The following is a 25,665-nucleotide window of genomic DNA, read 5'->3' as shown; positions in this document are numbered from 1 at the left end:
TGCCGTTCGGCTAGTAGTTCCCCTTACCGGGCCCACAGGGGACTTGCACCCCCAAGTCATCCGGCCAGCACCACCTGTACCAGAACAGCGCCCGTCAAGGCGCTACGCGCCATGCCTGGCGCACCAACAAAAAACCCCGCTTGGCCGCCTGGCCAACCGGGGTCTGTCGTGATGGGGAGCGGGGTGAGCCCGCCTCCCAGCCGGTAGGCGCCGATCAGGCGGCGTTGTCTTCTTCATCCGGCGCAGAATTGCGGATGAGGAAATCGAAGGCGCTCAGGGCGGCCTTGGACCCTTCACCCATGGAAATCACAATCTGCTTGTACGGCACCGTGGTCGCATCGCCGGCGGCAAAGACGCCCGGAATCGAGGTTTCCGCCCGGTCGTTGACGATGATCTCGCCATGTTGGCTCAGCTCGATGTCGCCCTTGAGCCACTCGGTATTGGGCACCAGGCCGATCTGGACGAACACGCCTTCCAGCGAGATGTGATGGTTCTCACCGGTGTTGCGGTCGGTGTAGTTCAGGCCATTCACCTTGCCATTCTCGCCGGTAACCTCGGTGGTCTGGCCGGAGGTGATGATCTCGACGTTCTTCAGGCTACGCAGCTTCTTCTGCAACACGTCGTCCGCGCGCATGTCAGCGGCGAACTCAATCAGCGTGACGTGCCCGACAATGCCGGCCAGGTCGATGGCCGCTTCCACACCGGAGTTGCCGCCACCGATCACCGCCACGCGCTTGCCCTTGAACAGCGGGCCGTCGCAGTGCGGGCAGTAGGCCACGCCCTTGTTGCGGTATTCTTCCTCGCCGGGAACGCCCATCTGCCGCCAGCGGGCACCGGTGGACAGGATCACGCTGCGGGCCTTGAGCGAGCCGCCGTTGGCCAGCCGCACCTCGTGCAGGCCGCCTTTTTGTGCCGCCGGGATCAGTTTCTCGGCGCGCTGCATGTTCATGATGTCCACGTCGTATTCCTTGACGTGCTGCTCCATGGCCGACACCAGTTTGGGCCCTTCGGTATAGGTCACGGAAATCAGGTTCTCGATGCCCATCGTGTCAGCCACCTGACCGCCGAAGCGCTCGGCCGCAATACCGGTGGAAATGCCCTTGCGCGCCGCGTAAATGGCTGCGGAGGAGCCGGCCGGCCCGCCACCGATCACCAGCACCTCGAACGGGTCCTTCTGGTTGATCTTCTCGGCTTCCTTCTCGTCGGACCTGGTGTCCAGGCGCGCCACGATCTCTTCCAGCGTCATACGGCCCTGGCCCCAGGACTCGCCGTTGAGGTAGACGCTGGGCACCGCCATGACTTCACGCTGCTCGACTTCGTCCTGGAACAGCGCACCGTCGATGGCCGTATGCCGGATCTTCGGGTTCAGCACGCTCATCAGGTTCAGGGCCTGGACCACGTCGGGGCAGTTCTGGCACGACAGGGAGAAATAGGTCTCGAACTCAAACTCGCCGTCCAGGCACCGGATCTGCTCGATCACCTCCTCGGAGGCCTTCGACGGGTGACCGCCCACCTGCAACAGCGCCAGCACCAGCGACGTGAATTCATGCCCCATGGGGATACCGGCAAAGCGGACGCCAATGTCGGTGCCAACGCGGTTGATGGCAAAGGATGGGCGGCGCACGTCGGCATCCGCGTCGTCACGAAGGCTGATATTGTCGGACAGCGCGTCGATCTCCTGCAGCAGTTCCAGCAGCTCCCTGGATTTGGCCCCGTCGTCCAGGGTGGCAACCAGCTCGACCGGCTCCCGGACGTTGGCCAGATACCCTTTCAATTGCTCCTTCAGATTGGCATCCAACATCGTGTGTATTTCCCCTCGTATTAACGTGAAACTCGTGAATTGAACTCAGTGAGAATTCGTTTCAAATCTGGGTACAACGATACGGTCGCGGGCGAGAACGCTCAAATTAATTGACCCAAAAACTTTAATAGCAAATCGCTATATAAACCGGTTTTTTGCGCCCTGCAGAAATGAGAAAGGCCCGCAGAGCGGGCCTTCCAGTCAGTTTCACCGAGTCGGGGAAACTTAGATCTTGCCGACCAGGTCCAGGGACGGAGCCAGGGTCTCTTCGCCTTCTTTCCACTTGGCCGGGCAGACTTCGCCCGGATGGTTGCGGACGTACTGGGCCGCCTTGACCTTGCGCAGCAGGTCGTCGGCGTCACGGCCGATGCCTTCGGCAGTGATTTCAACCGCCTGGATGATGCCGTCCGGATCGATCAGGAACGTGGCGCGGTCCGCCAGGCCCTGGCCTTCACGCATCACGCCGAAGTTGTTGGTGATGGTGCCGGTCTGGTCGCCCACCATGTAGTAGTTGATCTTGCCGATGGTCTCGGACGTATCGTGCCAGGCCTTGTGGGTGAAGTGGGTGTCGGTGGACACGGAGAACACTTCAACGCCCAGCTTCTGCAGCTCTTCGTACTTGTCAGCCACATCGCCCAGCTCGGTCGGGCACACGAAGGTGAAGTCGGCCGGGTAGAAGAAGAAGATCGCCCACTTGCCCTTCACGTCCGCTTCAGAAATCTCGACGAACTCGCCCTGTTTGAAGGCGGTTGCGTTAAACGGTTTGATTTCGCTGTTAACAATACCCATGTGAAATGACTCCTTGAAAAGTGATTGGAATGCGTAAGGTAACGGCAAGCCGCCACCGATTTAAATTGATTATTCTAAAACAACCTATAGACCCGCCCTATATAACAGAAAAAACTTTAGGCTTGTCATGATTTTACGCAAGAAACGGAATTTCTTTAAGAATCCGTATCCTGGCACGGATCACGCTGCTTACACCGTGAACAACTGACTCCGGGCGTAGTGCCCAGGATGAGCCGGGACTGTTGCAACTCCACTACACTGACGCCTTTCCCGACGCTGCAGTGGAGCCCGGCCATGACCCGATCCGTACTCATCGTTGGCGGCACGTCCGTCGACACCATCATCCACCTGGATCAGTTCCCGACCCCGACGGCCCAGACCCTGTGGCCCCGGGCCAGCTATCGGGCGCTGGGCAGCACCGGTGCCGGCAAGGCGCTCAACCTGGCGGCGCTGGGCGACACCGTGACCCTGCACACCCTGCTGGGCGAGGATAACGAGGCCCGCTTCGTCCGTGAACAGCTCGCCCACGAGCACATTCACCTGCTGACCACCATCACCCCCGAACCCACCGAGCAGCACGTCAACCTGATGGACGCCCAAGGTGACCGCATCTCCTTTTTCGTGCAACCGCCCCCGGAGCCTTCCGATGTGGACTGGGAGGCGGTCCGCGTTGCGATGGAACACAGCGATGTGGTGGTGATCAACATCCTGGCCTATACCCGCCCCGCCCTGGCGCTGGCGAAGGAGATGGGCAAGCCGGTCTGGATCGACCTGCACGACTACGACGGCCAGGATACCTACCACCAGCCCTTCATCGAGGCGGCCGATGTGCTCTTCCTGTCCAGCGACCGGTTACCGGACTACCGCCCGGTCATGGAAGCGCTGGTCGGATCCGGCAAGCAGTTCGTGGTCTGCACCCACGGCCGGCACGGGGCAACCCTGCTGGATCGCCACGGCCAGTGGCTGGAACAGCCGGTCTTCGGGGTGGACACCGTCCTGGACACCAACGGGGCGGGCGATGCTTTCTTCAGCGGCTTCCTGTATGGCTATGGACGCCATGCCAGTCTGGCCGACTGCCTGAAACTCGCCGCTGCGGGCGGCGCCCTGTGTGTCGGATCGGACAGGCTGGCCGCACCGGGCATGAACCCAGCACAGCTGGTACAGCAGGCCGGCCTGCCGCTCTAGTGTCCCCGGCCGCTGTCATTCTTGACGGGAATCAAGGTACCCCCCAACCGCGCCACCTAAAGTGGACTTTAAAGGGGTTCCATCATTTTTCTTTCCACTCAGGAGTGACGAGCATGATCAATCCCAAACAACGAAGGCTGCCTGCGATGGGGTTCGCCGCAGCCCTGGTCTTTTCCGGGCTTGCATGGGGCCACGGCTACGATAGAGACGACATGCCAGGCTGGGGCTATGGCGGCGGCATGATGGGCGGTCCCGGCATGATGGGAGGCTCCGGCATGATGGGAGGCTCCGGCATGATGGGAGGCCCAGGTATGATGGGCGGCCCTGGCATGATGTACGGCGCGCCGGGCGGCTATGGAGATTGGAGCAATCTTTCGGACAAACAGCGGGAGTCGATTCACCGGATAGAACGCGATTTCCAGGACCATCAATGGAAACGCATGGAAAGTGTCCGCCAGGAGCGCTACAACATGATGCGCGCCTACACGGCCGAGAAAGTCGATAAGAAGGCCATTCTTGAAGCCCAGAAACGTATCAACGACCTGCAGTTGGAAATGCTGGAGGAGTCGCTGGATACGCGCGAGAAAATCCGCAACCAGCTCCAGCAGGGCCAATAACGCGTTCGCGGGAGGCAGCCGATGTCCTGACGGCCGGTGGGCCGCCAGGACGCAATGGCCGCCCCCTTTACAAGATCTGACACCGGAACAGGAACTAAAACGCTATACTTGCGTGAGTCCTTCATTTTCCGGGCATGGACAGCCCGGCAATCGTCAGGCCACGCTCATGCGCCCATTCCTGTTGGCAAGCCTGCTCCTGCTGGCCCTGCCCTCACTCGCCGACACCCAGCGGGTGGTGGTCGGCGTGAACAACGCGCCGCCTTACCGCATCGTCGACGGCAACCGGTTCGGGGGGCTGTATATCGATATCTTCAATGAGATCGGCCGGCAACTGCACTGGGACATCGTCTATAAGGAAGCGCCTTTTCGACGCGTGCTCTGGATGATGGAAAACGGTCAGGCCGACTTCATGCTGGGACCGCTCAAGACGGATGAGCGGGACGCGTACATGGACTTCGTGGTCCAGGCGTTTCCGGCGGAGCGTCGCCTGTTCTTCTTCCGCGACCCGGAAAACCGGATCACGAGCTACGACGACCTGCAGGGCAGGACCATCGGCGTATTGCGCGGAAGCAGCTACTTCCCGCGTTTTGACAGCGACGACACCCTGAACAAGGTGACCGCCACCCGTTACGAAAACCTGATGCGCATGCTGGAGCAGCGCCACGTGGACGTGGTGATTGCGCCGGAACTGGTGGGGCTCTATACCGTTGAGCACTTCGATATCGACGTCGGCGTGTCCCCTTACACGGTCGAGGGCAAAGCATCCTGGATTGCCATTTCCCGCCAATCACCGCTGGTGCTGCAAGCCGATGCCGTTCGCGATGCCATGGCGCAGCTCAGCAAGACGCCCCGCTACCATAACCTGATCCGGAAATACCGCGCGGGCGTCACCGACGAGCCCGCTATGCTCCAGGTCAGTAACCACCCGACCGTCCGGAGATAACCCCCTTTCCGCGGCGGTCCGTAAGGCGCCCGACCGGCGCCCCCAGCGGAACGGCTTGATGCGCGCCATTGAGCGGCTAACCTTTCAGGTACAGTTCCAACCATCGGGCGGGCCCGGACGCTTCCCCGCCTGTCTCCGTGACGGCACTAAAGAGAGGATCTCAACCCATGTTGTCGCAAACCCTCAATCGTATTTCTGTCGGTAAAAAGCTCGTCGCCGGTTTCTTTATCCTGGTCATCCTCACCATCGTCATCTCCGTGACCGGCGCCCTGGCGTTGGAAAGCTACGCCCATCGTGCCCGCATCGTGGCCGGAGTGGGCGACATCAAGGCCGCCCTGATGGATGCCCGTAACAATGAGCGCGGCTTCCAACTTCGCCGCGAGTCTCACTTTATGGAGGCCGCCGGCAAGAGCGCGCGGGAGGCCGCCGGTATCGCCCGGAATCTCCGTTCAAAACTGGTGGTGCCCGACGATCAAGAGCGTGTCGACCTGATTATCGACAACGCCGGCCGCTATGAAGAACTGTTGAAGGACTACAAAAAGGCCCTGGGCACCTTTGGCAGCGACGCCAGTGCCATCGAGTCCCAGTTGAGCGATACCGCCGCAGAAGCCATCAACACCGCCATGGATCTGCGTCAGGTCCAGCTCGAGCATATGGACGAGGATTACGACAGCGCCCTGACCACCATCGTTGCCACATCGATCCTGGCGGCGATTGCCGCCTCGCTGCTGGGCTGGACCATGACCCGCTCCATCACCCGCCCCATCCGGGAAACCCTGGCCATTGCCGACGCCGTGGCCGACGGCAACCTGACCGTCGACACCAGCAGCGAACGCGGCGACGAATTCGGGCAACTCCTCAACACCTTCGGGCGGATGGTGCGCAGCCTGCGCAAGCTGATCCGGGAAATCGACAGCGGTGCCGCCAGCATCGGCTCGGCCGCCGAAGAGCTGTCGACGGTCACCCAGCAGACCAGCGCCGCCGTGGAAAGCCAGCGTGACAAGACCGACCAGGTGGCCACCGCCATGAACCAGATGGCCGCAACCGTCAGCGAAGTGGCCCGCAGCGCCGAGTCCGCCTTCGAGACCGCCAAGACCGCCAACGACAAATCGGCCCACGGCGACCACGCCGTCCGGGAGACCCTGGAAAACGTCGCCGACCTGAAAAGCCAGATCGACAACGTCATGGAGGAAATGCTGGGCCTGCAGTCCGAGACCCAGAACATCGCCACCATCCTGGACGTCATCAAGGCCGTGGCCGAACAGACCAACCTGCTGGCCCTGAATGCCGCCATCGAGGCCGCCCGGGCCGGCGAGCATGGCCGCGGGTTTGCCGTGGTGGCCGACGAGGTGCGGTCGCTGGCCCGGCGTGCCCAGGACTCCGCCACCGAGATCGAAACCCTGATCACCAACCTGGTCAACAGCGCAGACACCTCAAAAACCAGCATGGAACGCGGGACCGAACTGGCCGGGCAGACCCTCGCCCGGGCGGAGTCCACCCGGGACACCATCCGCGACGTGGTGCAGTCGGTTGAAGACATCCGCCAATACAATAACCAGATCGCCACCGCCGCCGAGGAACAGGCCTCGGTGGCCGAAGACATCAACCGCAACGTCACTGAAATCCGGGAGGACGGCGAGCAGACCGCCAACGCCACCCAGCAGGTCTCGTCCTCCAGCAACGAACTGGCCCGCCTGGCGGAAAACCTGACCCGCCAGATTGCCCGCTTCCAGGTCTGAAACCGGTATCGAGAACGCCACTACCGCTCCCCCGGTAGTGGCTTTTCCTTACGTGAAAAAGGGGCCTTCTTCGGGTTTCTACGAATGGCATTTTTCACTCGGACCCATCACGATTTTCGATCCTCCCCGAATCATCAAAAACCCCGCAACTTACTAAAATAAAAGAAGATAAGTGTTTCTAGGTATACCCAGAAAAAACTTCGGGACCTATCATATTGTCATCCTAGAGCAATCCTCCAAACCTGATCCGAAAGGAGACAATCTGATGAAAAAAGCAATGGGTTTCTACAGCAAGTGGAAAAAGAAAAGAGACTTCGCCTTCATGGTGAGCCGCATGGACGACCGTCTGCTGAAAGACGTGGGTTACTCCCGTGAGCAGGCCGAATTCCGTCTGAGCCAGCCGTTCTGGAAGTTCGACTGAGACGACGCCGGCCGCAGGGCCAGAAAGCCTTTCGTGAGGATCACGAAAGCACCGTCCCCGCCGGTAGATCGCAGTGTGCCGCATAAGCCACTGGATTCCGGGGACACACCAGACCCACGACACCACACACAACGGGTCTGTCACCATACCGGCAACCGCAAAGAATAACGGGGTAGGTCGAGCAGTCATGCTTTACCTGCCCCGATATAACGCCGTCCCCTCTCGCCAACACCTCAAGACTTCAAAACCCGGTAATCCGGGCAAACCCTGCCGGCATAACGACGTCACGACGTGAGACGATCCAGCCGCAACCGCTCGCGCTCGTCAAACAGGCGACGGCTGCCCCAGGCCACCGCCATCACCGAACCAAAGCCCGAGCCCACCGTGATCGCGAACATCACCATGATCTGGTATTTCACCGCGACACCCGGCGGACTGCCCGCCAGGATCTGGCCCGTCATCATTCCCGGCAGGCTGACGATACCGGCCGCCGCCATGGCATTGATCGACGGCATCATGCCGCTGCGCATGGCGTCCCGGCGGATGTCTCCCACGGCCTGCCGCCACGTCTGACCCAGCATCAGGCGGGACTCGATCACCGCCCGCTGGCGCCAGACGGCCTCCGTCAACCGATCCAGACTCAGGGCAATACCGGTCATGGCGTTGCCCAGGATCATACCCAGCAACGGGATCGCGTACTGGGGCTCGTACCAGGGCCGGGGCCCGATCACCACCGCCAGCAGGAACACGGTCACGGTAAACGACGACACGAACATGGCGCCGGTTCCCAGGCCGAACGCCCACGGCCCCCGCAAACGGCGGCCCTGGCGCGCCATGACCTCACGGCCCGCCACCAGCAGCATCACCAGCGCCATCAGCAGTACCCAGACCGGGCTGCCCACCGCAAACAGCGCCTCCAGCACCAGGCCGATCAACGACAACTGCACCACGGTCCGCACCGCGGCAACCAGCAGGCTGCGGGTCATCCCGAGCCGCCCCAGATGGATCGTGACAGCCAGCAACAGGACCAGGCCCGCCGTCAGCGCCAGCTTCCACCAGGCCAGGTCAATCACATTCACGAACGACCTCCATCCCATGATCCACCAGCCGGACATGACGCCGCGCCACGCGGGCAATCTGCTCCGCATCGTGGGCGACCCAGAGCACCGCCATGCGCCGCGCCTCGATCCGATCGAGCAGCCAGCGCTCGGTGGCCCGTGCCCGCTCGGCGTCGAGGTTGCTGGTGGGCTCATCCAGCAGTAACACGCCGGGTTCGAGCACCATCGCCCTCAACAGGGCAAGCCGCTGCCGCTCCCCGGTGGACAGACGGCTCACCGACCAGCCCGCCACCTCCGGCCCGAACCCCAGGGCGGCCAGGTCGTCTTCCGGCAGGTCGCCGTCGAAATGTCCGGCGACCGTATCGAACCACCACTGGCTGTCCGCCGGCACCATCACCACGCGGCGGCGCCACTGGTGGGCCGGCATCGATGACTGCGCTTCCCCGGCCAGCCGGATCGCTCCCTGGTGGGCCTCGATATCCGCCACGGCACGCAACAACCGGCTCTTGCCGACGCCCGACGGGCCGGACAGGCAAACCACCTCGCCCGGGGCCACACTGAACGACACCGCGTTCAGCGCACCGACGGCCACATTCTCCAGGGCCAGACTGCCCGGCGTTTCTTCCATAACAACAGGACGACTTCTTGTGAAGGGAATCCGAAGCAGTGTAGCCAATAAAAGCCCCGCGTGAAGAGCGGGCGCCCCGGATCACGCGTTCCAGGGTGCCATGATGCCAAGGGCATAGGGCCGAACGGTGACGGCGTCACGGAAAGTCACCCCGGGGGATGACGTCAGCGGTTGAAGTGGTATTATTCCGTCGGTTAGCGTAGGCACAAACACACCGGCGCCCTGCCCTCCAGGCCGCCAGACCCGATGTGCCGGGATAGCTCAGCAGGTAGAGCAGGGCATTCGTAATGCTCAGGTCGCAGGTTCGACTCCTGTTCCCGGCACCATTTCATGGCATGCCATGCTGTGAATCAGGGTCTACTGGGTGCGACTCGCACGGGTAGTGACCCTGAACGGACATCAAGCCTCGTGTTGACCGGCAGATACACGACCTGACGCCTTCCAACGAACACCTCTGCCCCCTGAAACCCTACGCGACGCGCGACCGGAACTCCGAGGCTGCGGAGGAAATCAGTCTGGCCCCATAGGCGCCAACGACGACGCCAGAGACACGGTTCAACGCCTGGTAGTTGCGTAGATAAGCGGTCTGGATGGCATGGCGCGAAAACAGCAGCGCAATGGACGAATGCCAGACTGCCGAATTGGCGAAGACAAGCAGGACCGACAACGCCATCAACGGAAGGCCCGGGTCCTGGGGAAGAACGGTAGCAAAGATGCTGCCGTAGAACAGGGCAATCTTGGGATTCAGGACGCTGGTCATAAAGCCCGCCCGAAACGCAGCCGGTGCGCTGAGCACGGACGCCTCCGTAACGGTGCCCTGGCGATCAGAGCGCCAAAGCCTGAAGGCCAGGTAAAGCAGATAGAGGCCACCAGCAACCTGAACCGCTTCCCTGAAAACCGCATGCGAGGTGAAGACGACTCCGACCCCGGTAATGGCCAGAGTGGCCCAGCCCAGCGTGGCCGCCGTCATACCAGCAACCGCGGAAAAGGCTGCCACACGACTGCCACTGGCGGCCAATTGCCCGACGAGAACAAAGTTGAATCCCGGGATCACGAGAACCGCCCAGTGAAGAACCGCAATGGCCAGCAGGGAAGTAAGCATCTGGGTATCCTTCAGTTGGAATTTTGGAATTGATGAGAGTGGTCAACACCCTTGACCAACCGGTGCCATCCAACCGGCACAGGCCTGCCAGCTCACCGGAGGGGAATCGTGAGCTGGCCCGGTGTCATGAATGGCAGCTTCTTTAACGGGCGCTGCCCCTACCCCGTCCTGGTTCCAGCCCGGGTTGGAAGATCCGGCCAGGGCCCAAACCCTTGTGCATAGACGGCATATCGCCGCGGCAGGTTCGACCCTACCGTCCGCGCTCAACCCACGGCCCGGCTGGGTCGGTCCGCAGCCAGTTCCAACAGGTAGCGAGGCTTTCCGTCCGCGTTCCTGATACCGAAGACTTTTCCAAACGGTAAGCTCGTCAGCGGCAGACACACCTGCGCTTCCTGCGGCAACTCTCCCAGGGCGCGCTCCGCATCGTCCACCAGCCAATACAACTCCAGATTGCTACCGCCGGCCATAGGTGCGTCGCTGGCGATCGCGAAATGGTCGAACTGGACAAAGGTCGGGTGATGCCGCTGAACCTCAAGCCCGACGACCTCAGTGTAGAACCGCGTGGCCGCCTCAATGTCACTGACATACTCCACCAGAAAGCCGAAGCGTGGTTTAACGCTCATTTGAATGCCCTCGCTGATCGGAAGGTTGCTGAAGCCGGGAAGCCGAAAGGAGCCTCCCAAGTTTCCTTGAAGCGTAAAACGACTTCAGCGATCCGTATTGAACGAATTGGACAATCGCCGTTCCAGGGCTGGTCGACTGACCTCGACAATACGGTAGCGCCTCTCCAGGAACGGGACAGGCGTCGCGTGGGCAAACTCACGAAAGTCGCGGATCAGGTGAGGCTGGTCCGCATACCCCGCCTCCAGGGCGATCCATGGGACATCCCCGGCACCGTGCTGCTGCATCAGGAGCAGCGCATGATTGAATCGCACGATGCGGCACAGGCGTTTGGGCGGAACGCCCACATACTGGTTGAAGGCACGATCCAGGGTTCGGTACCCCAAGCCCAGCTCACGACTCAGGGCATCGATCGAAACCCGGCCTTGCGAGGCATAGATTCGCCCGACAGCATGCCGCACGTACGCCGCCCGCGTTTCCGCTTCCGCGCCAGTCGCGCGAAGCCGCCGCAGTAACAACGCCTCGGCGGCGGCCACCCGTTGTTCCGGGGTGATCGCATCGAACACACGCCCCTCAAGCTCATCGGCCAGTCTGGCCGGAGCATCCTCCAGGGCAAGGTTGCCCTGCACGAGTTCCAACATGGGAATCTGGAGAAACGGGTACAAACCGCCCGCCCGGAACCGGATAGCGAAGATGTCTTCACCGCCCTCCTGCTCGATGAAGACCCCGGTGGCGCGCAAACCAGCGACGTGACTGCCCGCCACACGCTCTCCACGCTCGGCATCGGCATGCTGGAAACGACGGTAGGCCCCGCCAAAGCTGAGTATGAGCTGGGTTGTTCCATCCGGCAGCAGGATCTCCCGGGAAGTGGCTCCGGTGCGCTCACCGGACCGCGCCACCCAGAAACATTCCACGAAGGGAGCGAGCGCCGCCGACGGCGCAAATTCACGGTATATCGTCACTTCAGAGCCACCCTGAGTGCCTTACGCGGCCCGTGATCATTGTCCAGGCCATACGCCGTATGCTGAGGCCAATTTGCGTGTTATGCATTATAGAAAATTTTATATAGACGCAAACAGTCCACTCATATCCCCTTGGATCACTCCAGGGCACTGCAAGTACGAATGACGAGTGACGTTGAATGGCTTGCCGCGGGGACAACGCCCATCAGGCAGCAGACTCCGTCAGCAACGGGTACAACAGCATGTCCATATAATGCGCGGCGGCATGGAGGCTTTCGGAGCTGTAGAGCGTGCCCTCGCCGTCCAGTTCGATCCGGTAGACGGTGTGCTTTGGTGAGAGCTGCTCTTTGATCAGTCGGACAAATGAGTAGTCTTGCAGAATGTCCTGCATACGGCACCTATTCCGGGGGCTGAAAAACCAACCATCCCTGGCTTTCCAGTGCGACGCTATCCGGCGCCGGGTTGGCTCCAGCCGACAGGAGAATCGCCGGAGCAGGTGCATTAAAGCGCCCCTGGATGACAGTCGTATGAAACGGGTTGCCGATCCGGATGATTCCGGAGTGGTGCTACACCAGGGCGGGCGGGTCGGCGCTGACCTTTCTGGAGGAGGCCGCACGGAGCCGGCGGCGGGCTTCTGCGAAGAACGGTCGCAGCAGCATGTCGAAATACTGAACGGCGGTGTGGTGGTTGTCGAAGCTGTACAGCGTGCCTTCGCCTTCGACTTCTATTCGGTAAACCGTGTGTTGCGGGGTAAGTTCTTCTTTGACGAGCCTGACGAATTCATGATCTTGCAGAACATGCTGCATAGGGCACCTTATTGTTGTTGACTGAAAAACCGCACCCTCCTTGGTCTTTCAGTTCGATGCTGTCCAGCACCACGCAAAAGCTTACGGACTGGGCCAACGAAATACCAGAGGATGGATACTCAGGCCGCCAAAGGCGACATATCCGATAACAATCCTGCTTTAACGGCCTGGAGACCGGCTGGTCCGGTCGGCATCAGACCTGCCCCACCTCGTGGTAGGTGGACACCCGGTTCAGCCAGCCGGCCAGCAACCGTTTTTTCTCGACGGCGCTGGGCGCATTGTTGGCCCGCTGTTTCAGCACATCGGCGGCGGCGACGCGGAAGCGCTCCAGGGCGGTGCCCTGGTCGATGTCCCCCATGCGCATGAGCACCTGGCGCAGGCCCCACCCCTGACCGTGATAGGCCTCGCGGTCGGCCAGCCCTTCCCCCTTGAAGTTGACGTAGTCGATCAGCGCGTAGACGCCGCCCAGCGTGCTGCGCAGTTTGTCCATGCGCTCGCGCATGGCCGGTCGGTCGGCCTTGGGGGTCGCGGCGAGGATTTCGTCCAGTGAATCCTGGGTCCGCTCGTACATGAAGCGGGCCTGGATGTGCCGGGTCTCGTCCAGGAACCAGCGCAGGAACTCGACCTGTGGCCCGTGCTGGTGCATCAGGAAGGTCTCACGGTCCGGCCAGGGCGCGTCGAGCGGGCTCATGTTGGCGAGCCACTCCGGCAGGCCGACGGACTCCGACGCCATGTAGTGCACCAACTGCGGAAAGCTCTCGGCGTACGGCTCCTCGACGCCCTTCGGGTACCACTTGAAGTGGCCGATACCGAGGGACGGAAAATCATCACCCTCGCTCCAGTGCACCAGACAGTCGGTGTCGCCGGCGCATTCGTTCTGGAAGATCCTGCCGGCGATCCACGAGAGCTGCCGGTCGGACAGATCCAGCGGCACGTCGGGTTTGGCCAGGGAGGCCCCCAGGACGGTCAGGGTCACGGTGAGTAGAAGTAAGGTGAAAAGAGAGCGAAAACGTCTCACAAGGTTGATCCACAAGCGCCAATTGAATGGGGCCCAGCATACCCGAGAGACGCTCCGGAATCGGCTTATCGATTTGTCATTATAGGCCGCCGCTGTAGGTCGTTGTGGCTGTTCGAAAAGCAGGATCAGCAGCCCTTCGATCCCGACAGGATCGACCTGCTAACGCGCCTTTTCCGCCGCGGTCGACGAACCGTTCATTGCACATCATTAACCATGACCGGTAGACGGTGTGCCGCTACAGCGCTTTCCGCTCCCGTTCGTACTCGTCGTAGTCCTTGCTGTAGCGATCCATGCAGCGCTCGTAGGCACCCGGCGGCAGGGTGCCGCACTCCCGCTCGCCCGTGCTCTGCATGGATTCGTACATACCACGGTTCGAGCACCCTGCGGATGCCAGTATGAACAGCACCACCACCATGAAACGCATCATGTCATCGCACCTTATGCAGGTCGGCCCCTTCCAGGTGCCAACGCCGTTGGGCTTCCGTAGAACCGGGCACGTCGTTCACACGGCGCACCACGTAGTAACCTTCAAAGTGTTGCCAGCGCCCGTCGGCCAACTCGGACCGGATGCTGACCGGGACCCTGGCATAGATGGACCCCGCCGCGCCCTCCGGGCGGGGCTCGCCGGTGATCTCCACCGTTACTCGCACGGTCCGGGCAAAGCCGCTGACGAAGTCGTCGTAGGCCTGCCCCGGTGGGCCGGATTCGCCCCACTGGGCGTAGGCCGTATCAAAGTCGCCGGCGTCGATGGCCGCGTAGTAGCGCCGGACCACATTGACGGCGCCCTTCACGCTGCGATCGATCGGCGCTTCGGCGGCCGGCCCGCCTGCCGCAGGGGCGTCCCGGGACACTGGGCCGGTTGGTTGCCCGCTACAGGCCACCAGCCCGATCATGGCGAACAGCAACGCGCCCTGTTTGAGCATATGCCCACTCCACTTCAGCCCGCGTTGGGTGTCGGGGCGCCCCTCAGGCGGGTTGCCCCAATTCGTCATCGATGGCCATGGCGGCCTTCAGGGCGGGCCGCTCGGACAGCCGGGCGCCGTATGCCTCGAATTCCGCCCGCTTGGGCAACGAGCCGAACTGCATGCCCCACATGATCTGGGATCCCACGTAGACGTCCGCCGCGGTGAACCGGTCACCGGCGATATACGGCGAAGCCGCAACCGCACCCGCCAGCGTGTCCACGGCCTGCTCATAGTTGCCGTAGCCCACCATCCGTTGCTGCTCATCGGCCACCTTGACACCCAGCACCCGATCGATCACCGCCGACTCCAGCGGCCCGGCGGTGAAGAACAGCCAGCGATAATAGGCCGCCCGCCCGGAAGGTTCCGGCGCCAGGCCCGCCTCCGGAAACGCGTCCGCCAGGTAGGCGCAGATGGCCGCGCATTCGGTGACCACCTGCCCTTTGTGAACGATGGCCGGCACCTTGCCCATCGGGTTGATGGCAAGATACGCCTCGGACTTCATGGTGGTGTTGTACTCCATGATTTCCTGGCGGTAGGTCGCGCCGGTCTCCTCCAGCATCCAGCGCACGATACGGGCGCGGGACATGGGGTTGGTGTAGAAGATCAGGTCGCAGTCGGGGGATTCGGTCATCGGCATGGCACATTCACTCCGTTGAAGGTGATTGAAACCCTGACAGATTAGACGAGTTTGGAGCGCTGCGCGATGCCCCGTTCATACCCCATTCCCTGACGCAGGCGATACATCACACCGGAGCGTAAAACGCGGTTGCTTGGCGGTCGCCACCTGTGCCGCTTCCGCAGAGAGGCTGGGCCGCGCAGTTGGCAGGTCATCGGAGGTGTTATCGGTCTTCATGCGCGCCCTGCAACGGCCCCGTGTTCAATAATGGACCTCCACTGTCGATCGGCGGATTCAGGACAGCCGGACCAACCCGCTTGGTGTGCGCAGGTTTGCCACCAGGTAGCCCCCTTCGGACGGCGCGCAGCGGGCGAGGCTGACGGGGCCCTGGAACCCGATCGCATCGAGAAGTGCCTGAATCCATTCGGGTTGCGGATGGAACAGCTCCAGGCCCACCAGTTCGCACCCTGCGTCCGCCAGTTTTGCCGCCGGGTGGTCATCGGAGCCCCACTCGATCAGCGCGGGCACGACGCCATCGAAGATCAGGTTTCCGTCGGGAGGAATCGAGATCAGCCACTCGAGGTTGCCCCGGGACATGGGTTCGATCCGGCCCAAACGATCGTCGGAGGCGCGGCCAGCTGCGAGGATATCGTTGGTGCGGGCCACCCAGGTTTGCAGCCGGGGCCGGGAATCGGCCGCCAGCGAGTCCAGCGCAAACCAGCGTGGACGCCCGGGGGGAGGTGCGGCCGGGTTGATGGCAATCACTTCCAGGTAGGTGGTTTCGCCCAGCCTGAGTAGCCGGTTATGGGTCCCCATGCGCGGATGCTCGCCACCACCCTGCAACGTGACGCCGAGTCTGGCATTCACGTAGTCCACGCCCGTGTCGAGATCGGGCGCGGTGACGACAAGATGATCGATGATGCTGGCTGTCATTGCAGGTCACCGTCGATGAAAGCCCCGGCTGCATGGCATCCGGGAAGCAAGGCCCCCAATTGACAGTGTAGCTTCCGGGCATGGGGACGCCATGGAAAAGCGGCCGGGGAAAGACGTCAGACGGACGTCTCCGGCACCCCTTTCCAGCGCCTGCTGCGGTCCTGCACGGCGGCGTGGGACGTGATCCGGTGATTGTCCGCATCCCACAGGTTGTTCCGGAGAGCCGCCGGAATATCACGCAGGTAAATCCGCTTTACGCCCGTGAAATGGTGCGCATAGGTACGGTGGCATTCCGCCAGCCGGTAATTGGGAATGGACGCCGACAGGTGGTGAATGTGGTGGTAGGCGATGTCCGCGGTGAACCAGTTCAGCCAGCCGGGCAATACCAGGAAGCTGGTGCCCTCGACCGCGGCCCGGTTGTAGTCCCAGTGGGCCTCATCCACTGCCCAGGCATCCTCGAAGTTATGCTGGACGGTAAACAGGATGATACCCCCGGCACCGGCCAGGGACAGGCTGGTCAGGTAAATGGCAAAGAAGGCAAGCGGGCCCACCGCCAGGCTCATGCCGGCCCAGAGGCTGAGCAGGACCAGGTTGTTGCCGGTAATGTGCCGGTACTCTTTCCAGTTCTTCCAGTAACGCGGCTGGAAGTCCGCCGCGAGGCTTCGCAGGGAGCGCTGCGGTTCGCGCCACTTGCCTTTCAGCAGGTGGCTGGCCAGCGCCAGACTGCCCTTGATCCAGGTGAAACGCGGGTTGAAGATCAGGTACATGAATCCGCCCACCGGCGCCATGGCGATATGACGGGTGGCCCGATAGACGGTCTGTTGTCGGGGAGACAGCGCATTGAACTCATCGAGCGAAAGCGTGGCCAGCGGGCCGCGGTAGAGGTCCCAGTTGCCGTTGGTAGCGTGATGGTAGGCGTGATTGCGGGACCACACATACTGGGGCATGCCGCAGATGACACCCAGCACAAAGCCGGCCACCTTGTTATAACGGGGTGTGGCGAACAGCGAGTTGTGCCCGCACTCGTGCATCAGGACAAACACCCGCAGCAACAACAGGCAGATCACGGCGGTGCAGGCGGCCGTCAGCCAGAGGGACACGGTCAGGCTCTCAATGGCCAGGTACCAAGCCGTCAGATAGGGAATGAGGGTGGTGGACAGCTGAAATGCCGCAATGGCATCGCTCTTGGTGGAAAAACGCGCAACGATTTTTTTCTTATCGGCGGCAAGCGCCTCTGTTGTATTCATGACGGTCTACAGCTTGAAGAACCCCTGAAATCTCCTTCCGTAAGCACGCGCACAGACACGCACCGGCCGCCGAATCCTCCGGCAGCCCGCGATGAAAACTGCTGATGGGAGCCCTGACCCGATTCCTCCTGCAGGAACCCGACGCTATCATCACGTCCACGTCCCACCGGCACCATGCCATTATTTTTTCGATTTTCAGGCATTTACGAGGGCTCCGTTGCACGCGGAACGACCAAACTAACACTTCAAATGTAAAATAGATATAAAACGCAAAGAGTTTCAGGCAACAAATTGTTTCAGGCAGGCGGGTATTGACGGCCAGCCGAAGCTGACCGCCGGGGGTTCATACGGCTTCAATGAAAGCCACAACCGCGGATCAAACAGCGCGATTGCGAGCCCTGTATAAGGCTTCCTCGTGGACTCAGGCCCGGGTCAAAACCCCTGGCCCAGTAATCCCAGGATGCCGAGCACGATGAGGTAGAACGCCACGATGTAATTGAGCAGCCGTGGGAAGAACAGGATTGCCAGGCCGGCGCCCAGCGTGATCAGTGGTGCCGCTTCCAGATGGATTGTCATACCGAACTCCGTTTGGCAGGTGATGGGAGCCTCTGCGCGAACAGCCCTGTCGCGTTCTGCGACAAGTCGTCTATATCCACAACCCTACCAGACGCGAGCGGGTCCCCGGGTTACGATCACCTTGCCATCCGTTCAGCCTCGGTCCACCGAGCGGCCGCAGAACGCCTTCGGATCCAGGCGGCCGTCGTACATGGGCAGACCACCCTGCTCGATGAAATGGCCGTGTTCGCCACCGTGCCGGACACGGTCACCATCACCACCTGCCTGGGCCGGGACCGCTCCAGCGGCGCGCCGTTCAGCAAGCGTGAGATCCAGGCCCTGCACAACAACGAACGGACACTGAGCGCACTGGCGGAAAAGAACTGGCAGGATTTCCAGCCCGGGGACAGCCGTCCGCAACCTCCCGCCCCGCTGGGCGATCGGCTGCGGGAGGCGCTCCGGCGCCAGCACGACATCCGGCTGAGCCCGCGGCAGGCGGAGGTGGCGCTGTTCATATTGCGGGGGCATTCGTCCCTGTCGATAGGACTGCACCTGGACGTCAGCCCGCAGACCGTGAAGGTGTTCCGCCGCCAGCTCTATGCCAAGTGCGGCATCTCCTCCCAGGCGGAGCTGTTCGCCCTGTTGATGCCGCTGTTCGCCCGGCTGACGGACGAGACCTGATCAGGCATCCGTGCGGGGATTGCCAATGGCCGGCTGGACTTCAACGTCGGGGGTCCGGAACGGGAACAGTCCACCGCCCCGGCTCCTGACAGGCGCTGGAAAATGGGCTAAATTGCGTTGATCGATCACTCAGGAGTCTCAAGGATGAGAAACCACCGCAGCACCCTCATCCCCCTGGTTGTGCTGGTAACGCTGCTTGCCGGCTGCCAAGTACCGGCCACGGACACCCTCCGGCAACCCTTGACCATCCAGAGCCCGACCGGCGAGTCGATGCAGGTGATCCAGGTACTCAGGCCCAACTCGGATGGCAGCTACACGCTGGTGGCCCTTGAGCCGGAAAAGGAGGTGAAAGCATTCTACGAAAGGGCCTGTCAGGCGGAATATGGACCGGCATTCCATTATGTAGGGCCGGATGAAGGCGATACCGTCCTGTCCGAAGATGCCATCACCGGTTACGTGTGCGAAAGCGGCGAGCCGCTCGTTCCAGACCCATGAAGCGTCGCTGAACTACCCCACCGACGCCCGCTTGACTACATACATGCTGGCGTCCGCGTGGCGTAACAACTGGCCGGCATCCTCGCCGTCGTCGGGATAGATCGCCGCGCCGATACTCGTGGATACCGTCAGCAACTCATCCCCCAGGCGCATCGGTGCCGCCATCGCGTCACGGATCTTGCGGACCTGCGCCTCCACGGCACCGGCGTCGTGAAGCCCCGTGAGCAGGACGGTAAACTCGTCACCGCCCATGCGAGCCACCGTGTCCGACTCGCGGGTGCAGGCCTCCAGGCGCGCGGCCACCTCGCACAACACCCGGTCCCCGGCTTCGTGCCCCTTGCGGTCATTGATCTGCTTGAACCCGTTCAGGTCCAGGTACAACAGGGCCACTTTCTCCCTCGTCCGGCGCGCGGTCCGCAGTGCGGTTTCCAGCCGGTCGTAGAACAGGGTGCGGTTGGTCAGCCCCGTCAGCGGGTCGTGATGGGCCAGGTAGCGCAGGTTGTCCTCAGCCTGCTTGCGCTCCAGGGCCGTCGCCATCTGCATGGCCACGAACTGCAGCAGATCCAGGTCGTCGGTTGAGTAAGACGCGGCCGGCGATCGGTTTTCAATGATCACAAGCCCCAGGACCCGGTCCCGGGAGACCACCGGCACCCCCAGCCAGGCCGATTCGCCGGGCCGTGCGATACGATTCAGCCCCAGGCCCGGTCGTTGCCCGTCCCGCGTTGCCAGCAGTGCCTGTCCACTCCGGATGACGTTCGCCGCCGCAGAGTTCCCTGTCAGCGGCGCATCCACCCAGCATCCAACGTCGCCGTCAGTCAGGCGGGGATAGGACAGGACTTTGCGATCAGCATCGTACAGGGCGACATAGAGGTCATCCCCGTCCTGAAAGGTATCGAGAATGCGGCAAACGGCCTCGCACAGATCGCGGGCGTTATCGGCGGCGTGTGCCGCCTGCGATACCTGGTACAGGATGTCCCGCTTCTGGTCGGCCCGGCGCAAGGCGGTCACATCCCGGGCCACGGCAATGCGGACACGGTCTTCCTCATACCAGCGTGCGGACCACAGGATGTGGACGGCATCGCCGTCCTTGCGCACGTAACGGTTCTCGAAATCGATGTGCGGCTGGCCATCCATGACCCGCCGGGCGGCCGCCAGCGTCCGTGCCTGATCGTCCGGGTGGACATAGCCTGTAATCGGCGTGCCAAGCATCTCCTCCGCGGTGTAGCCCAATAACGTCTCACAAGCTTTGCTGACAAAGACGATGCACCCGTTTTCATCGACGACGAACACCGGGTCCGGCAGCAGGTGAATCAGCTTGTGGGATAACAGTTCAGGATCAACAGACATGCCAGCGCTTCAGTAACCCGAGGATAAACATCACGGTTCAGCATAATCCGTCTTCGCGGGAAACGGCAGTAACGAGAGGCAAAATGGTGAAAAACGTCAATACGGAGGAAAGCCATACAGAGGTGCGGGCAACCGCGGAGAGGACCTCATTGGCGGAGTGATCCGGCCGTCCCGGAATCGCTCGCCAACGCGGTTCATCACCCGGCAGCCGCTGGCCGGGATGTGGTCTGTTACTCGTGCACGTCCATAAACCGACGCGCCCATTCAACGTTCTCGTCGACGGTGGAATAGCGCGTGGACAGTTCACTGGCGGACAGCTTGCCTTCGGCAATGCCCCGCTGCTCACGCAGGCAGTCGTAGGTGGCCTTGATGGCGGCGAAGTAGGCGGCGTGGCCGTTGACGACGATGCGCACGCCGTTATCCGCCAGGCGATCGCGATCGCTCAGTTCGGGGTTGTCGTAGGTGACCAGCATCAGCGGCACATCCACATGCTGGCTGATGGCTTCCAGATGCGCGAAATCGCGAATCCCTACCATACAGATGCCGTCGACGCCGACGGCCTCGTAGGCCTTGACCCGCTCGATGGTTTCCCCGGTGCTGAGGTGGCCGGCATTGGTCCGCGCAAAGATCGCCATGGCCGGGTCGATGCGGGCTTCCAGCGCCGCCTCTATCTTGCCCACAGCCTCCTCCACCGGCACCAGGTCCGTGGACTTGCGGCCGTACTTGGGCGGCAACAGCGTGTCCTCGATGGTCAGTGCCGCCACGCCCGCACGCTCCAACTCGGTAATGGTGCGAATCACGTTCAGCGCGTTGCCGTAGCCGTGGTCCGCATCGGCGATGATCGGCAATCGTGCCACCCGCCCGATCCGCGTCGCCTGCTCGGTGAATTCACTCAGGGTGATGAGCGCAAAGTCCGGTGCGGCCAATACCTGAAGTGACGCCACAGAGCCGCCCAGGATTCCGACCTCAAACCCCAGGTCCTCGGCAATACGGGCCGACATGGGATCGAAGGTAGACGCGGTGTAATAGCACTGGTTGCTTTCCAGCAGCGTACGGAAGTCCTTGCGGAGATCGTGTTGGGAGGGTGTTGCCATTCATGTACTCCTTGGTCGGGGTCAACAGCGAATGAGGGGCGATAGACAGCCAGGAAATCCCGGAAAGACGCCTTGGGCGCAGAGACAGCAAGAAACGTTCCCCGCCGTGCCAGAAGAGCGTCGAAAAACCCTGCATATCGAGTGGATGAGGATAACGCCGCGACGGCGCCAGGGCAGCACGACAATGGTTTGAGAGCCGCACAAGCCACATGGGGACTTGTACGTATCCGGGCGCTATTCGGTGCCGGTCACCACAAAACCCGGGGCAACCGATCGATGGCATGCCGACCGTGTTACGTCAACCAGGCCCGATTCTGGAGCACGACCCGGTAGCCATCGATGTCCTCGAACGTCCGGCCGGCGTCATCCCAATAAGGATTGTAGGATTCGACCGGTACAAAACCGGCCTCAAGCATTCGCCGGCAGCTCGCTTCCCAGTCCAAACGCTCCGGCACGTAGAACACCAGCAGGTTATCGGGCGTCGGCGCCCGGCCCACGGTTGTGCCCCGATGGTGGGTAAATTCCAGGTGATAGTTGTGCCGTGGATGGCCGAGGATCGCGCCGTCGAAGCCGTCGTGGTCACGGAACGAGCCCAGCAGTTGGAAGCCCAGCCCGTTCCTATACATCGCGGTGGTCGCGGCGAGATGATCGGTGGGTCTGACAATGCGCAGCGTCGCTGATTTGGGGATCATTTCGGTTTCGGCCATGCGGGATTATCCCCGTTGGTCGCCGCTTTCCAGAGGTCACCGGCGTTTTCGGGGAGGTATGTCCCTCATCATGGCCCTTGCCGGATGCTCGGTCCATTCCGGATGGGCTTTGCGCAGCTCGCGAACGGCCTTCAGCGTTCGCAGCACATTGCCCGGCGTGGGTATGCGGGGCGTAAACGCCAACTCCCAGCGAATGCCATTGGGGTCCAGGAAAAACACCGCGAAATAGCCCGGTGCATAGATGGGGTATTCCGCCGGCTGATCGGTGACCTCCACACCCTCGGGGACCAGGAACTCCTCGTAGAACTGCCACACCTCTTTCCGGCTGCGGGCCCACAGGGCGATGTGGTGGATGCCCACCTGGTGCGCCGTGTGATCCAGCGTCCGATCCTCTTCGGCGGGCTGGATCCCGATGTAGCTGTGGGGCATCGGGAAACGGGCCATGTAGTAGGTGGAGGTGTAGCCGACGTTCAACGTCCAGAAGCTCGTGTAGCCCAGCCAGCCGAACATCCGGTCGTAGAACGGCACCGATGACTCGTAGTTCGGTACTGAAAACTCGACGTGATGGACGCCCCTGAATCGCATATCGATGCCCTATTTCATCCCGCGTGATGAAAAAAACCGGACAACCCGGCAATACGGTTTACTCCCTTACCCTGCCCCTTCGGGATATATGGTAACTACCAGCCTGTTGTCGGGACACCGTGTTGCTTGAGGTAGGCGGCGTTTGCTTCGAGGTATCGCTTCGTGGCCGCGCGATAATCGTTGGGGTCCCCCCCGATCTCGTTCGCCTGCATCCGGGCGACTTCGATTTCATTGCCGATTTGGTTCATGATCCAGAGAACGATTTGTCCCCCGGGGGCGAGACCTACAACAAACATATCCCTGGGCGCCTGATGTTCTCCATGGGCACCGGAATAAGTTGCGGGCTGTTCCATCCTTTGCTTGAGGTGTTCAGGAACAGGAATCAGGCGTTGATAGTATTTCTGCTCCGAAAAAGAGAACCATTGGATGCCAATGTAGTCAGGCAGAACGGTTATTGGTCCACCCGGCCCACTTGGTCCATCTGGACCTTTCCAGCAGCAATCCACGCCGCCTATAGGCATGCGCCAGTGTTTGACCCCTGACTTCTCGAGTTCGAGATGCTCGACCCAGACGCGATAATGTTCCGGTGCAGCGACTGAGAACGACCAACTTCGACCTGCCTCACTTGATGCTGCGCATCCGGTCAATGAAGTTATAAAAAATAAGGAAATCAACGATAAGGCGAGTAATTTCATGCGTTCTCCGGCGCATTGGCGTGAACGATGCGACTACGGTGCGCAGCTGGTTTGAATGGCAGGATCAGATCCCATGGAATTTCGAGCTCAACGATACTCTGGGCGGCTAGGAATTTTACCGGGTTAAAGTTATCTGAGTGGTGAACATATCGTTGCAGCAGAAGCTTTCTGTCCTCTTCGGAAATTTCTGGCTTGTCGGATCCTTGCTTGATTTGGGACCAAAGCTTGTCGAGTATTGCGACCAGCTCAGTAGGAAGCTCAACGCCCTCATCTAATGATTCCACGGGGTTTAATGGGACTTTTGATCTCAATGCAAGGTCATGCATTATTCGCAGGGGAATGCGCGACAATTCACCTCTTACATGTCGAGCCATGTGGAGCTTGAGTGTGACTCGTCCGTTTGGGGTGGGGTCTCTTTGCGTTGATTTATCTATCCGCAAGAAGGGAATGCTGCCCTTATCCATTTTGAGGCTATTTTCACCAATCCAGCCTTGAGCCGCAGTGTCGGCTAGAATTGACTCGAGGTTGTCCCAGTCGACAGTCTGTTCCGGCCATTCAGTCCTGTGATCATCAATGACCCGCTTGCGCGAGAGAAGAACTGTCTCGGTCATCATATCCGGATAGCCGCCACCCACATCGGAATGGGCACCTGGGAGGGAAATCTCGGTGAAGTTACTCGGGATGGTACCATCCTCGTTTGCGATGCTGTTTAGTGCAAAATTTTCTCTACACTCGTCAGCCGCGATGAGTTGTACTGCTGAATTGACGGTTTTTGGGTCGAGGTAAATATCAACAGGCTGATTTCTGTCGTTTGATGTCGTGAAATCCAGGTTAAGTGGATCGAGCACGCCTGCGACAGAATCGAAGAGACCTACAAAACGTATCTGGACCTTGGTTGGGTAGCTAATATCCGCGGCTTTTAGTTTCCTGCCTAACTCGCCATTAAGCCCTTTTGCAATTTCAGCAACCACTTGCCTTGCAGCGGCGGCGCCACGACTGAAGCCGAATATGTCGAAGGTGAGAGCGTCTGGTTGTTGCTCGCTACTGAAGAGCCTGATTCGGCGAACTGTTTCGTCTAGGGCGTGCGTGACTTGATTGAGTATGCCCATTTCGCCAAGGCCTGTGGCTGAGCTGATGAGCGAGTCATCCTGGCCGGTTGAAGTGCCTACACCCGGGGCATAGATGCCAGCTTTTTTCATGACTTCTTTTTCGTCCTCATGCTTTTCTTCCCGGTAGAGAGAGAAAAGTTTAAACACATTCGTTTGCTCGCTTGCATAGCTGTCACCCAGCGTCAACGCTAGACGGAGTGAGCACTCCTCCTTATCGATATCCCCTCGATCAAGAGGGGCTGTGCATAGCTCTGCCACCTTTTTCTTATACGTTTCAACGTTGCCCGCGTTGTTTCCCGTTCCGTCGAGGAAAACCCCTACCTCAATATGAAGTTCCTTGTCAGAGGGCTCCTGCTCTGAAGCATCAGCAGTTTCTGCCGCCAAAGGCGCTACACCCGCAGCCGCCCCCACCGGCAACGAAAGATTCTTCTGCGAGTCCCGCTGAGCCCGCTCTCGTTCGGCGGCCCGCCGCTCCCGGAGATCGCTGTCGAATGAATTCGCCGACAGATGCCCCACGCTACCGGGTCCCAGGCGCTCGACCTGCTCCAGCGTGATCTGCCAGTCGTTCATGCGGGCGACCCAGGAGGCGAGGTTCAGGCCGTGGACGTCTTTCACGACTTTCCAGCGACCCGGCAAAACGCCGTCCTCCTCCCAGGCGATCAACGGGCTGAAGGGCCGTGTATCGGTCGTGCCTTTGACCAGGACCAGGGAGCCGTCCCGCAACTTGCGTTTAAGCCGATCCATTCGTTCCCTGTCAGATCGATAGGGGCTACCGATGAAGTCGTCAGCCAACTTGAGCGCCTTGTGCAGGCTGGGGCCGGCGAGATCGGTGTTGAGTGGAAGATTGCTCGGGGCAAACGTTGGCGATTCGATACGGGGGAGATCCCTGAGTTCGAGATCCCGGGGGCGTTTAATCTGCATGTCCATTTCCTTGGGTGCTGGGTCA

The 25,665-nt window shown here is 61.2% G+C and carries 29 protein-coding genes and 1 tRNA gene; 8 read left to right on the top strand and 22 right to left on the bottom strand.

Annotated elements, in window-relative coordinates:
- Nucleotides 1-214: 214 nt before the first annotated feature.
- Together ahpF and ahpC are read right to left on the bottom strand one after the other, a co-directional pair.
- Entirely contained in the window at nt 215-1,801 is a 1,587-nt protein-coding gene (gene ahpF / locus EZI54_RS21630) for an alkyl hydroperoxide reductase subunit F (protein ID WP_131483964.1), read from the bottom strand.
- Nucleotides 1,802-2,026: 225 nt separating this feature from the next.
- The gene (gene ahpC / locus EZI54_RS21625) at nt 2,027-2,590 is read right to left on the bottom strand and encodes an alkyl hydroperoxide reductase subunit C (RefSeq protein ID WP_011787240.1); all 564 of its coding nucleotides are present in this window, start codon (nt 2,588-2,590) and stop codon (nt 2,027-2,029) included.
- Nucleotides 2,591-2,884: 294 nt separating this feature from the next.
- Here ahpC and EZI54_RS21620 point away from each other — a divergent pair, with 294 nt between their 5' ends.
- From EZI54_RS21620 to EZI54_RS21600, 5 genes are all read left to right on the top strand, one after another.
- Nucleotides 2,885-3,775 (top strand): carbohydrate kinase family protein, encoded by an 891-nt coding sequence (locus EZI54_RS21620; RefSeq protein WP_131483963.1) that lies wholly within the window; start codon nt 2,885-2,887, stop codon nt 3,773-3,775.
- Nucleotides 3,776-3,888: 113 nt separating this feature from the next.
- A complete protein-coding gene (locus EZI54_RS21615) occupies nt 3,889-4,392 on the top strand; it encodes a Spy/CpxP family protein refolding chaperone (protein WP_131483962.1) in 504 nt (167 codons plus the stop codon).
- Nucleotides 4,393-4,558: 166 nt separating this feature from the next.
- Nucleotides 4,559-5,335 (top strand): substrate-binding periplasmic protein, encoded by a 777-nt coding sequence (locus EZI54_RS21610; protein ID WP_131483961.1) that lies wholly within the window; start codon nt 4,559-4,561, stop codon nt 5,333-5,335.
- Nucleotides 5,336-5,502: 167 nt separating this feature from the next.
- Nucleotides 5,503-7,074: a methyl-accepting chemotaxis protein gene (locus EZI54_RS21605; protein ID WP_131483960.1), complete on the top strand. Its 1,572-nt coding sequence runs from the start codon at nt 5,503-5,505 to the stop codon at nt 7,072-7,074.
- A 265-nt stretch (nt 7,075-7,339) separates the two neighbouring features.
- Nucleotides 7,340-7,495, top strand: coding sequence for a DUF1127 domain-containing protein (locus EZI54_RS21600; RefSeq protein ID WP_131483959.1), 156 nt, complete (start codon nt 7,340-7,342; stop codon nt 7,493-7,495).
- Between the two features lie 284 nt (nt 7,496-7,779).
- Here EZI54_RS21600 and EZI54_RS21595 read toward each other — a convergent pair whose 3' ends face one another.
- Together EZI54_RS21595 and EZI54_RS21590 are read right to left on the bottom strand one after the other, a co-directional pair.
- Nucleotides 7,780-8,574 carry an ABC transporter permease gene (locus EZI54_RS21595; protein WP_131483958.1) on the bottom strand — a complete coding sequence of 265 codons (795 nt, stop codon included), beginning with the start codon at nt 8,572-8,574 and terminating at the stop codon, nt 7,780-7,782.
- A complete protein-coding gene (locus EZI54_RS21590) occupies nt 8,561-9,181 on the bottom strand; it encodes an ABC transporter ATP-binding protein (RefSeq protein ID WP_131483957.1) in 621 nt (206 codons plus the stop codon). Before EZI54_RS21590 ends, EZI54_RS21595 begins: the two co-directional genes overlap by 14 nt.
- Before the next feature lie 250 nt (nt 9,182-9,431).
- Here EZI54_RS21590 and EZI54_RS21585 point away from each other — a divergent pair.
- Nucleotides 9,432-9,507: transfer RNA gene (locus tag EZI54_RS21585), tRNA-Thr, on the top strand.
- 143 nt (nt 9,508-9,650) lie between these two features.
- On the opposite strand, the gene EZI54_RS21580 is transcribed toward EZI54_RS21585, so the two are convergent.
- The 12 genes from EZI54_RS21580 to EZI54_RS21525 form a co-directional block, all read right to left on the bottom strand.
- On the bottom strand, nt 9,651-10,283 hold the full coding sequence (locus EZI54_RS21580) for a LysE family translocator (RefSeq protein ID WP_131483956.1): 633 nt from the start codon (nt 10,281-10,283) through the stop codon (nt 9,651-9,653).
- Nucleotides 10,284-10,546: 263 nt separating this feature from the next.
- Nucleotides 10,547-10,906, bottom strand: coding sequence for a VOC family protein (locus EZI54_RS21575; protein WP_131483955.1), 360 nt, complete (start codon nt 10,904-10,906; stop codon nt 10,547-10,549).
- Between the two features lie 84 nt (nt 10,907-10,990).
- Nucleotides 10,991-11,866 carry an AraC family transcriptional regulator gene (locus EZI54_RS21570; RefSeq protein ID WP_131483954.1) on the bottom strand — a complete coding sequence of 292 codons (876 nt, stop codon included), beginning with the start codon at nt 11,864-11,866 and terminating at the stop codon, nt 10,991-10,993.
- Between the two features lie 205 nt (nt 11,867-12,071).
- Complete coding sequence (locus EZI54_RS21565; protein ID WP_131483953.1) at nt 12,072-12,257, bottom strand: hypothetical protein; 186 nt, start codon at nt 12,255-12,257, stop codon at nt 12,072-12,074.
- Between the two features lie 175 nt (nt 12,258-12,432).
- Nucleotides 12,433-12,672 (bottom strand): hypothetical protein, encoded by a 240-nt coding sequence (locus EZI54_RS21560; protein ID WP_131483952.1) that lies wholly within the window; start codon nt 12,670-12,672, stop codon nt 12,433-12,435.
- Nucleotides 12,673-12,865: 193 nt separating this feature from the next.
- Complete coding sequence (locus EZI54_RS21555) at nt 12,866-13,690, bottom strand: hypothetical protein (RefSeq protein WP_131483951.1); 825 nt, start codon at nt 13,688-13,690, stop codon at nt 12,866-12,868.
- A 235-nt stretch (nt 13,691-13,925) separates the two neighbouring features.
- A complete protein-coding gene (locus EZI54_RS21550) occupies nt 13,926-14,117 on the bottom strand; it encodes a hypothetical protein (protein ID WP_131483950.1) in 192 nt (63 codons plus the stop codon).
- A 1-nt stretch (nt 14,118) separates the two neighbouring features.
- Complete coding sequence (locus EZI54_RS21545; protein ID WP_131483949.1) at nt 14,119-14,613, bottom strand: hypothetical protein; 495 nt, start codon at nt 14,611-14,613, stop codon at nt 14,119-14,121.
- A 43-nt stretch (nt 14,614-14,656) separates the two neighbouring features.
- Nucleotides 14,657-15,292 (bottom strand): glutathione S-transferase family protein, encoded by a 636-nt coding sequence (locus tag EZI54_RS21540; protein ID WP_131483948.1) that lies wholly within the window; start codon nt 15,290-15,292, stop codon nt 14,657-14,659.
- Nucleotides 15,293-15,565: 273 nt separating this feature from the next.
- The gene (locus EZI54_RS21535) at nt 15,566-16,204 is read right to left on the bottom strand and encodes a VOC family protein (protein ID WP_131483947.1); all 639 of its coding nucleotides are present in this window, start codon (nt 16,202-16,204) and stop codon (nt 15,566-15,568) included.
- 116 nt (nt 16,205-16,320) lie between these two features.
- Nucleotides 16,321-17,451, bottom strand: coding sequence for a fatty acid desaturase (locus tag EZI54_RS21530; protein ID WP_131483946.1), 1,131 nt, complete (start codon nt 17,449-17,451; stop codon nt 16,321-16,323).
- Between the two features lie 432 nt (nt 17,452-17,883).
- Nucleotides 17,884-18,027, bottom strand: a complete 144-nt coding sequence (locus EZI54_RS21525; protein WP_131483945.1) for a DUF3096 domain-containing protein — start codon at nt 18,025-18,027, stop codon at nt 17,884-17,886.
- A 222-nt stretch (nt 18,028-18,249) separates the two neighbouring features.
- Here EZI54_RS21525 and EZI54_RS21520 point away from each other — a divergent pair, with 222 nt between their 5' ends.
- Nucleotides 18,250-18,687, top strand: coding sequence for a LuxR C-terminal-related transcriptional regulator (locus tag EZI54_RS21520; protein WP_242674554.1), 438 nt, complete (start codon nt 18,250-18,252; stop codon nt 18,685-18,687).
- Between the two features lie 144 nt (nt 18,688-18,831).
- On the top strand, nt 18,832-19,182 hold the full coding sequence (locus tag EZI54_RS21515) for a hypothetical protein (protein ID WP_131483944.1): 351 nt from the start codon (nt 18,832-18,834) through the stop codon (nt 19,180-19,182).
- A 12-nt stretch (nt 19,183-19,194) separates the two neighbouring features.
- Here EZI54_RS21515 and EZI54_RS21510 read toward each other — a convergent pair whose 3' ends face one another.
- The 6 genes from EZI54_RS21510 to EZI54_RS21485 form a co-directional block, all read right to left on the bottom strand.
- Nucleotides 19,195-20,529 (bottom strand): sensor domain-containing protein, encoded by a 1,335-nt coding sequence (locus tag EZI54_RS21510; protein ID WP_131483943.1) that lies wholly within the window; start codon nt 20,527-20,529, stop codon nt 19,195-19,197.
- A gap of 230 nt (nt 20,530-20,759) precedes the next feature.
- Nucleotides 20,760-21,623 (bottom strand): isocitrate lyase/PEP mutase family protein, encoded by an 864-nt coding sequence (locus tag EZI54_RS21505; RefSeq protein ID WP_131483942.1) that lies wholly within the window; start codon nt 21,621-21,623, stop codon nt 20,760-20,762.
- Nucleotides 21,624-21,916: 293 nt separating this feature from the next.
- A complete protein-coding gene (locus EZI54_RS21500; protein WP_207389310.1) occupies nt 21,917-22,330 on the bottom strand; it encodes a VOC family protein in 414 nt (137 codons plus the stop codon).
- Between the two features lie 36 nt (nt 22,331-22,366).
- Nucleotides 22,367-22,915: a VOC family protein gene (locus EZI54_RS21495; protein ID WP_131483941.1), complete on the bottom strand. Its 549-nt coding sequence runs from the start codon at nt 22,913-22,915 to the stop codon at nt 22,367-22,369.
- A 95-nt stretch (nt 22,916-23,010) separates the two neighbouring features.
- A complete protein-coding gene (locus EZI54_RS21490; protein ID WP_131483940.1) occupies nt 23,011-23,610 on the bottom strand; it encodes a DUF2931 family protein in 600 nt (199 codons plus the stop codon).
- A partial coding sequence (locus EZI54_RS21485; RefSeq protein ID WP_207389309.1) for a phospholipase effector Tle1 domain-containing protein occupies nt 23,607-25,665 on the bottom strand: 2,059 nt, incomplete at its 5' end. The genes EZI54_RS21485 and EZI54_RS21490, both read right to left, overlap by 4 nt.

The organism is Marinobacter halodurans (assembly GCF_004327985.1).
Taxonomy (GTDB): domain Bacteria; phylum Pseudomonadota; class Gammaproteobacteria; order Pseudomonadales; family Oleiphilaceae; genus Marinobacter_A; species Marinobacter_A halodurans.
The sequence above is the reverse complement of the archived record's forward strand: the minus strand, read 5'-3'. Positions and strand labels throughout refer to the sequence as shown.

Bases quoted from the DNA above. Each gene is read 5' to 3' on its own strand.
- EZI54_RS21500 (WP_207389310.1), bottom strand. From the start codon at position 22,330: ATGGCCGAAACCGAAATGATCCCCAAATCAGCGACGCTGCGCATTGTC.
- EZI54_RS21535 (WP_131483947.1), bottom strand. From the start codon at position 16,204: ATGACAGCCAGCATCATCGATCATCTTGTCGTCACCGCGCCCGATCTC.
- EZI54_RS21530 (WP_131483946.1), bottom strand. From the start codon at position 17,451: ATGAATACAACAGAGGCGCTTGCCGCCGATAAGAAAAAAATCGTTGCG.
- EZI54_RS21615 (WP_131483962.1), top strand. From the start codon at position 3,889: ATGATCAATCCCAAACAACGAAGGCTGCCTGCGATGGGGTTCGCCGCA.
- EZI54_RS21575 (WP_131483955.1), bottom strand. From the start codon at position 10,906: ATGAGCGTTAAACCACGCTTCGGCTTTCTGGTGGAGTATGTCAGTGAC.
- EZI54_RS21605 (WP_131483960.1), top strand. From the start codon at position 5,503: ATGTTGTCGCAAACCCTCAATCGTATTTCTGTCGGTAAAAAGCTCGTC.
- EZI54_RS21505 (WP_131483942.1), bottom strand. From the start codon at position 21,623: ATGGCAACACCCTCCCAACACGATCTCCGCAAGGACTTCCGTACGCTG.
- EZI54_RS21510 (WP_131483943.1), bottom strand. From the start codon at position 20,529: ATGTCTGTTGATCCTGAACTGTTATCCCACAAGCTGATTCACCTGCTG.
- EZI54_RS21610 (WP_131483961.1), top strand. From the start codon at position 4,559: ATGCGCCCATTCCTGTTGGCAAGCCTGCTCCTGCTGGCCCTGCCCTCA.
- EZI54_RS21560 (WP_131483952.1), bottom strand. From the start codon at position 12,672: ATGCAGCATGTTCTGCAAGATCATGAATTCGTCAGGCTCGTCAAAGAA.
- EZI54_RS21495 (WP_131483941.1), bottom strand. From the start codon at position 22,915: ATGCGATTCAGGGGCGTCCATCACGTCGAGTTTTCAGTACCGAACTAC.
- EZI54_RS21525 (WP_131483945.1), bottom strand. From the start codon at position 18,027: ATGACAATCCATCTGGAAGCGGCACCACTGATCACGCTGGGCGCCGGC.
- EZI54_RS21590 (WP_131483957.1), bottom strand. From the start codon at position 9,181: ATGGAAGAAACGCCGGGCAGTCTGGCCCTGGAGAATGTGGCCGTCGGT.
- EZI54_RS21550 (WP_131483950.1), bottom strand. From the start codon at position 14,117: ATGATGCGTTTCATGGTGGTGGTGCTGTTCATACTGGCATCCGCAGGG.
- ahpF (WP_131483964.1), bottom strand. From the start codon at position 1,801: ATGTTGGATGCCAATCTGAAGGAGCAATTGAAAGGGTATCTGGCCAAC.
- EZI54_RS21540 (WP_131483948.1), bottom strand. From the start codon at position 15,292: ATGCCGATGACCGAATCCCCCGACTGCGACCTGATCTTCTACACCAAC.
- EZI54_RS21600 (WP_131483959.1), top strand. From the start codon at position 7,340: ATGAAAAAAGCAATGGGTTTCTACAGCAAGTGGAAAAAGAAAAGAGAC.
- EZI54_RS21515 (WP_131483944.1), top strand. From the start codon at position 18,832: ATGAGAAACCACCGCAGCACCCTCATCCCCCTGGTTGTGCTGGTAACG.
- EZI54_RS21580 (WP_131483956.1), bottom strand. From the start codon at position 10,283: ATGCTTACTTCCCTGCTGGCCATTGCGGTTCTTCACTGGGCGGTTCTC.
- EZI54_RS21620 (WP_131483963.1), top strand. From the start codon at position 2,885: ATGACCCGATCCGTACTCATCGTTGGCGGCACGTCCGTCGACACCATC.
- EZI54_RS21545 (WP_131483949.1), bottom strand. From the start codon at position 14,613: ATGCTCAAACAGGGCGCGTTGCTGTTCGCCATGATCGGGCTGGTGGCC.
- EZI54_RS21490 (WP_131483940.1), bottom strand. From the start codon at position 23,610: ATGAAATTACTCGCCTTATCGTTGATTTCCTTATTTTTTATAACTTCA.
- EZI54_RS21565 (WP_131483953.1), bottom strand. From the start codon at position 12,257: ATGCAGGACATTCTGCAAGACTACTCATTTGTCCGACTGATCAAAGAG.
- ahpC (WP_011787240.1), bottom strand. From the start codon at position 2,590: ATGGGTATTGTTAACAGCGAAATCAAACCGTTTAACGCAACCGCCTTC.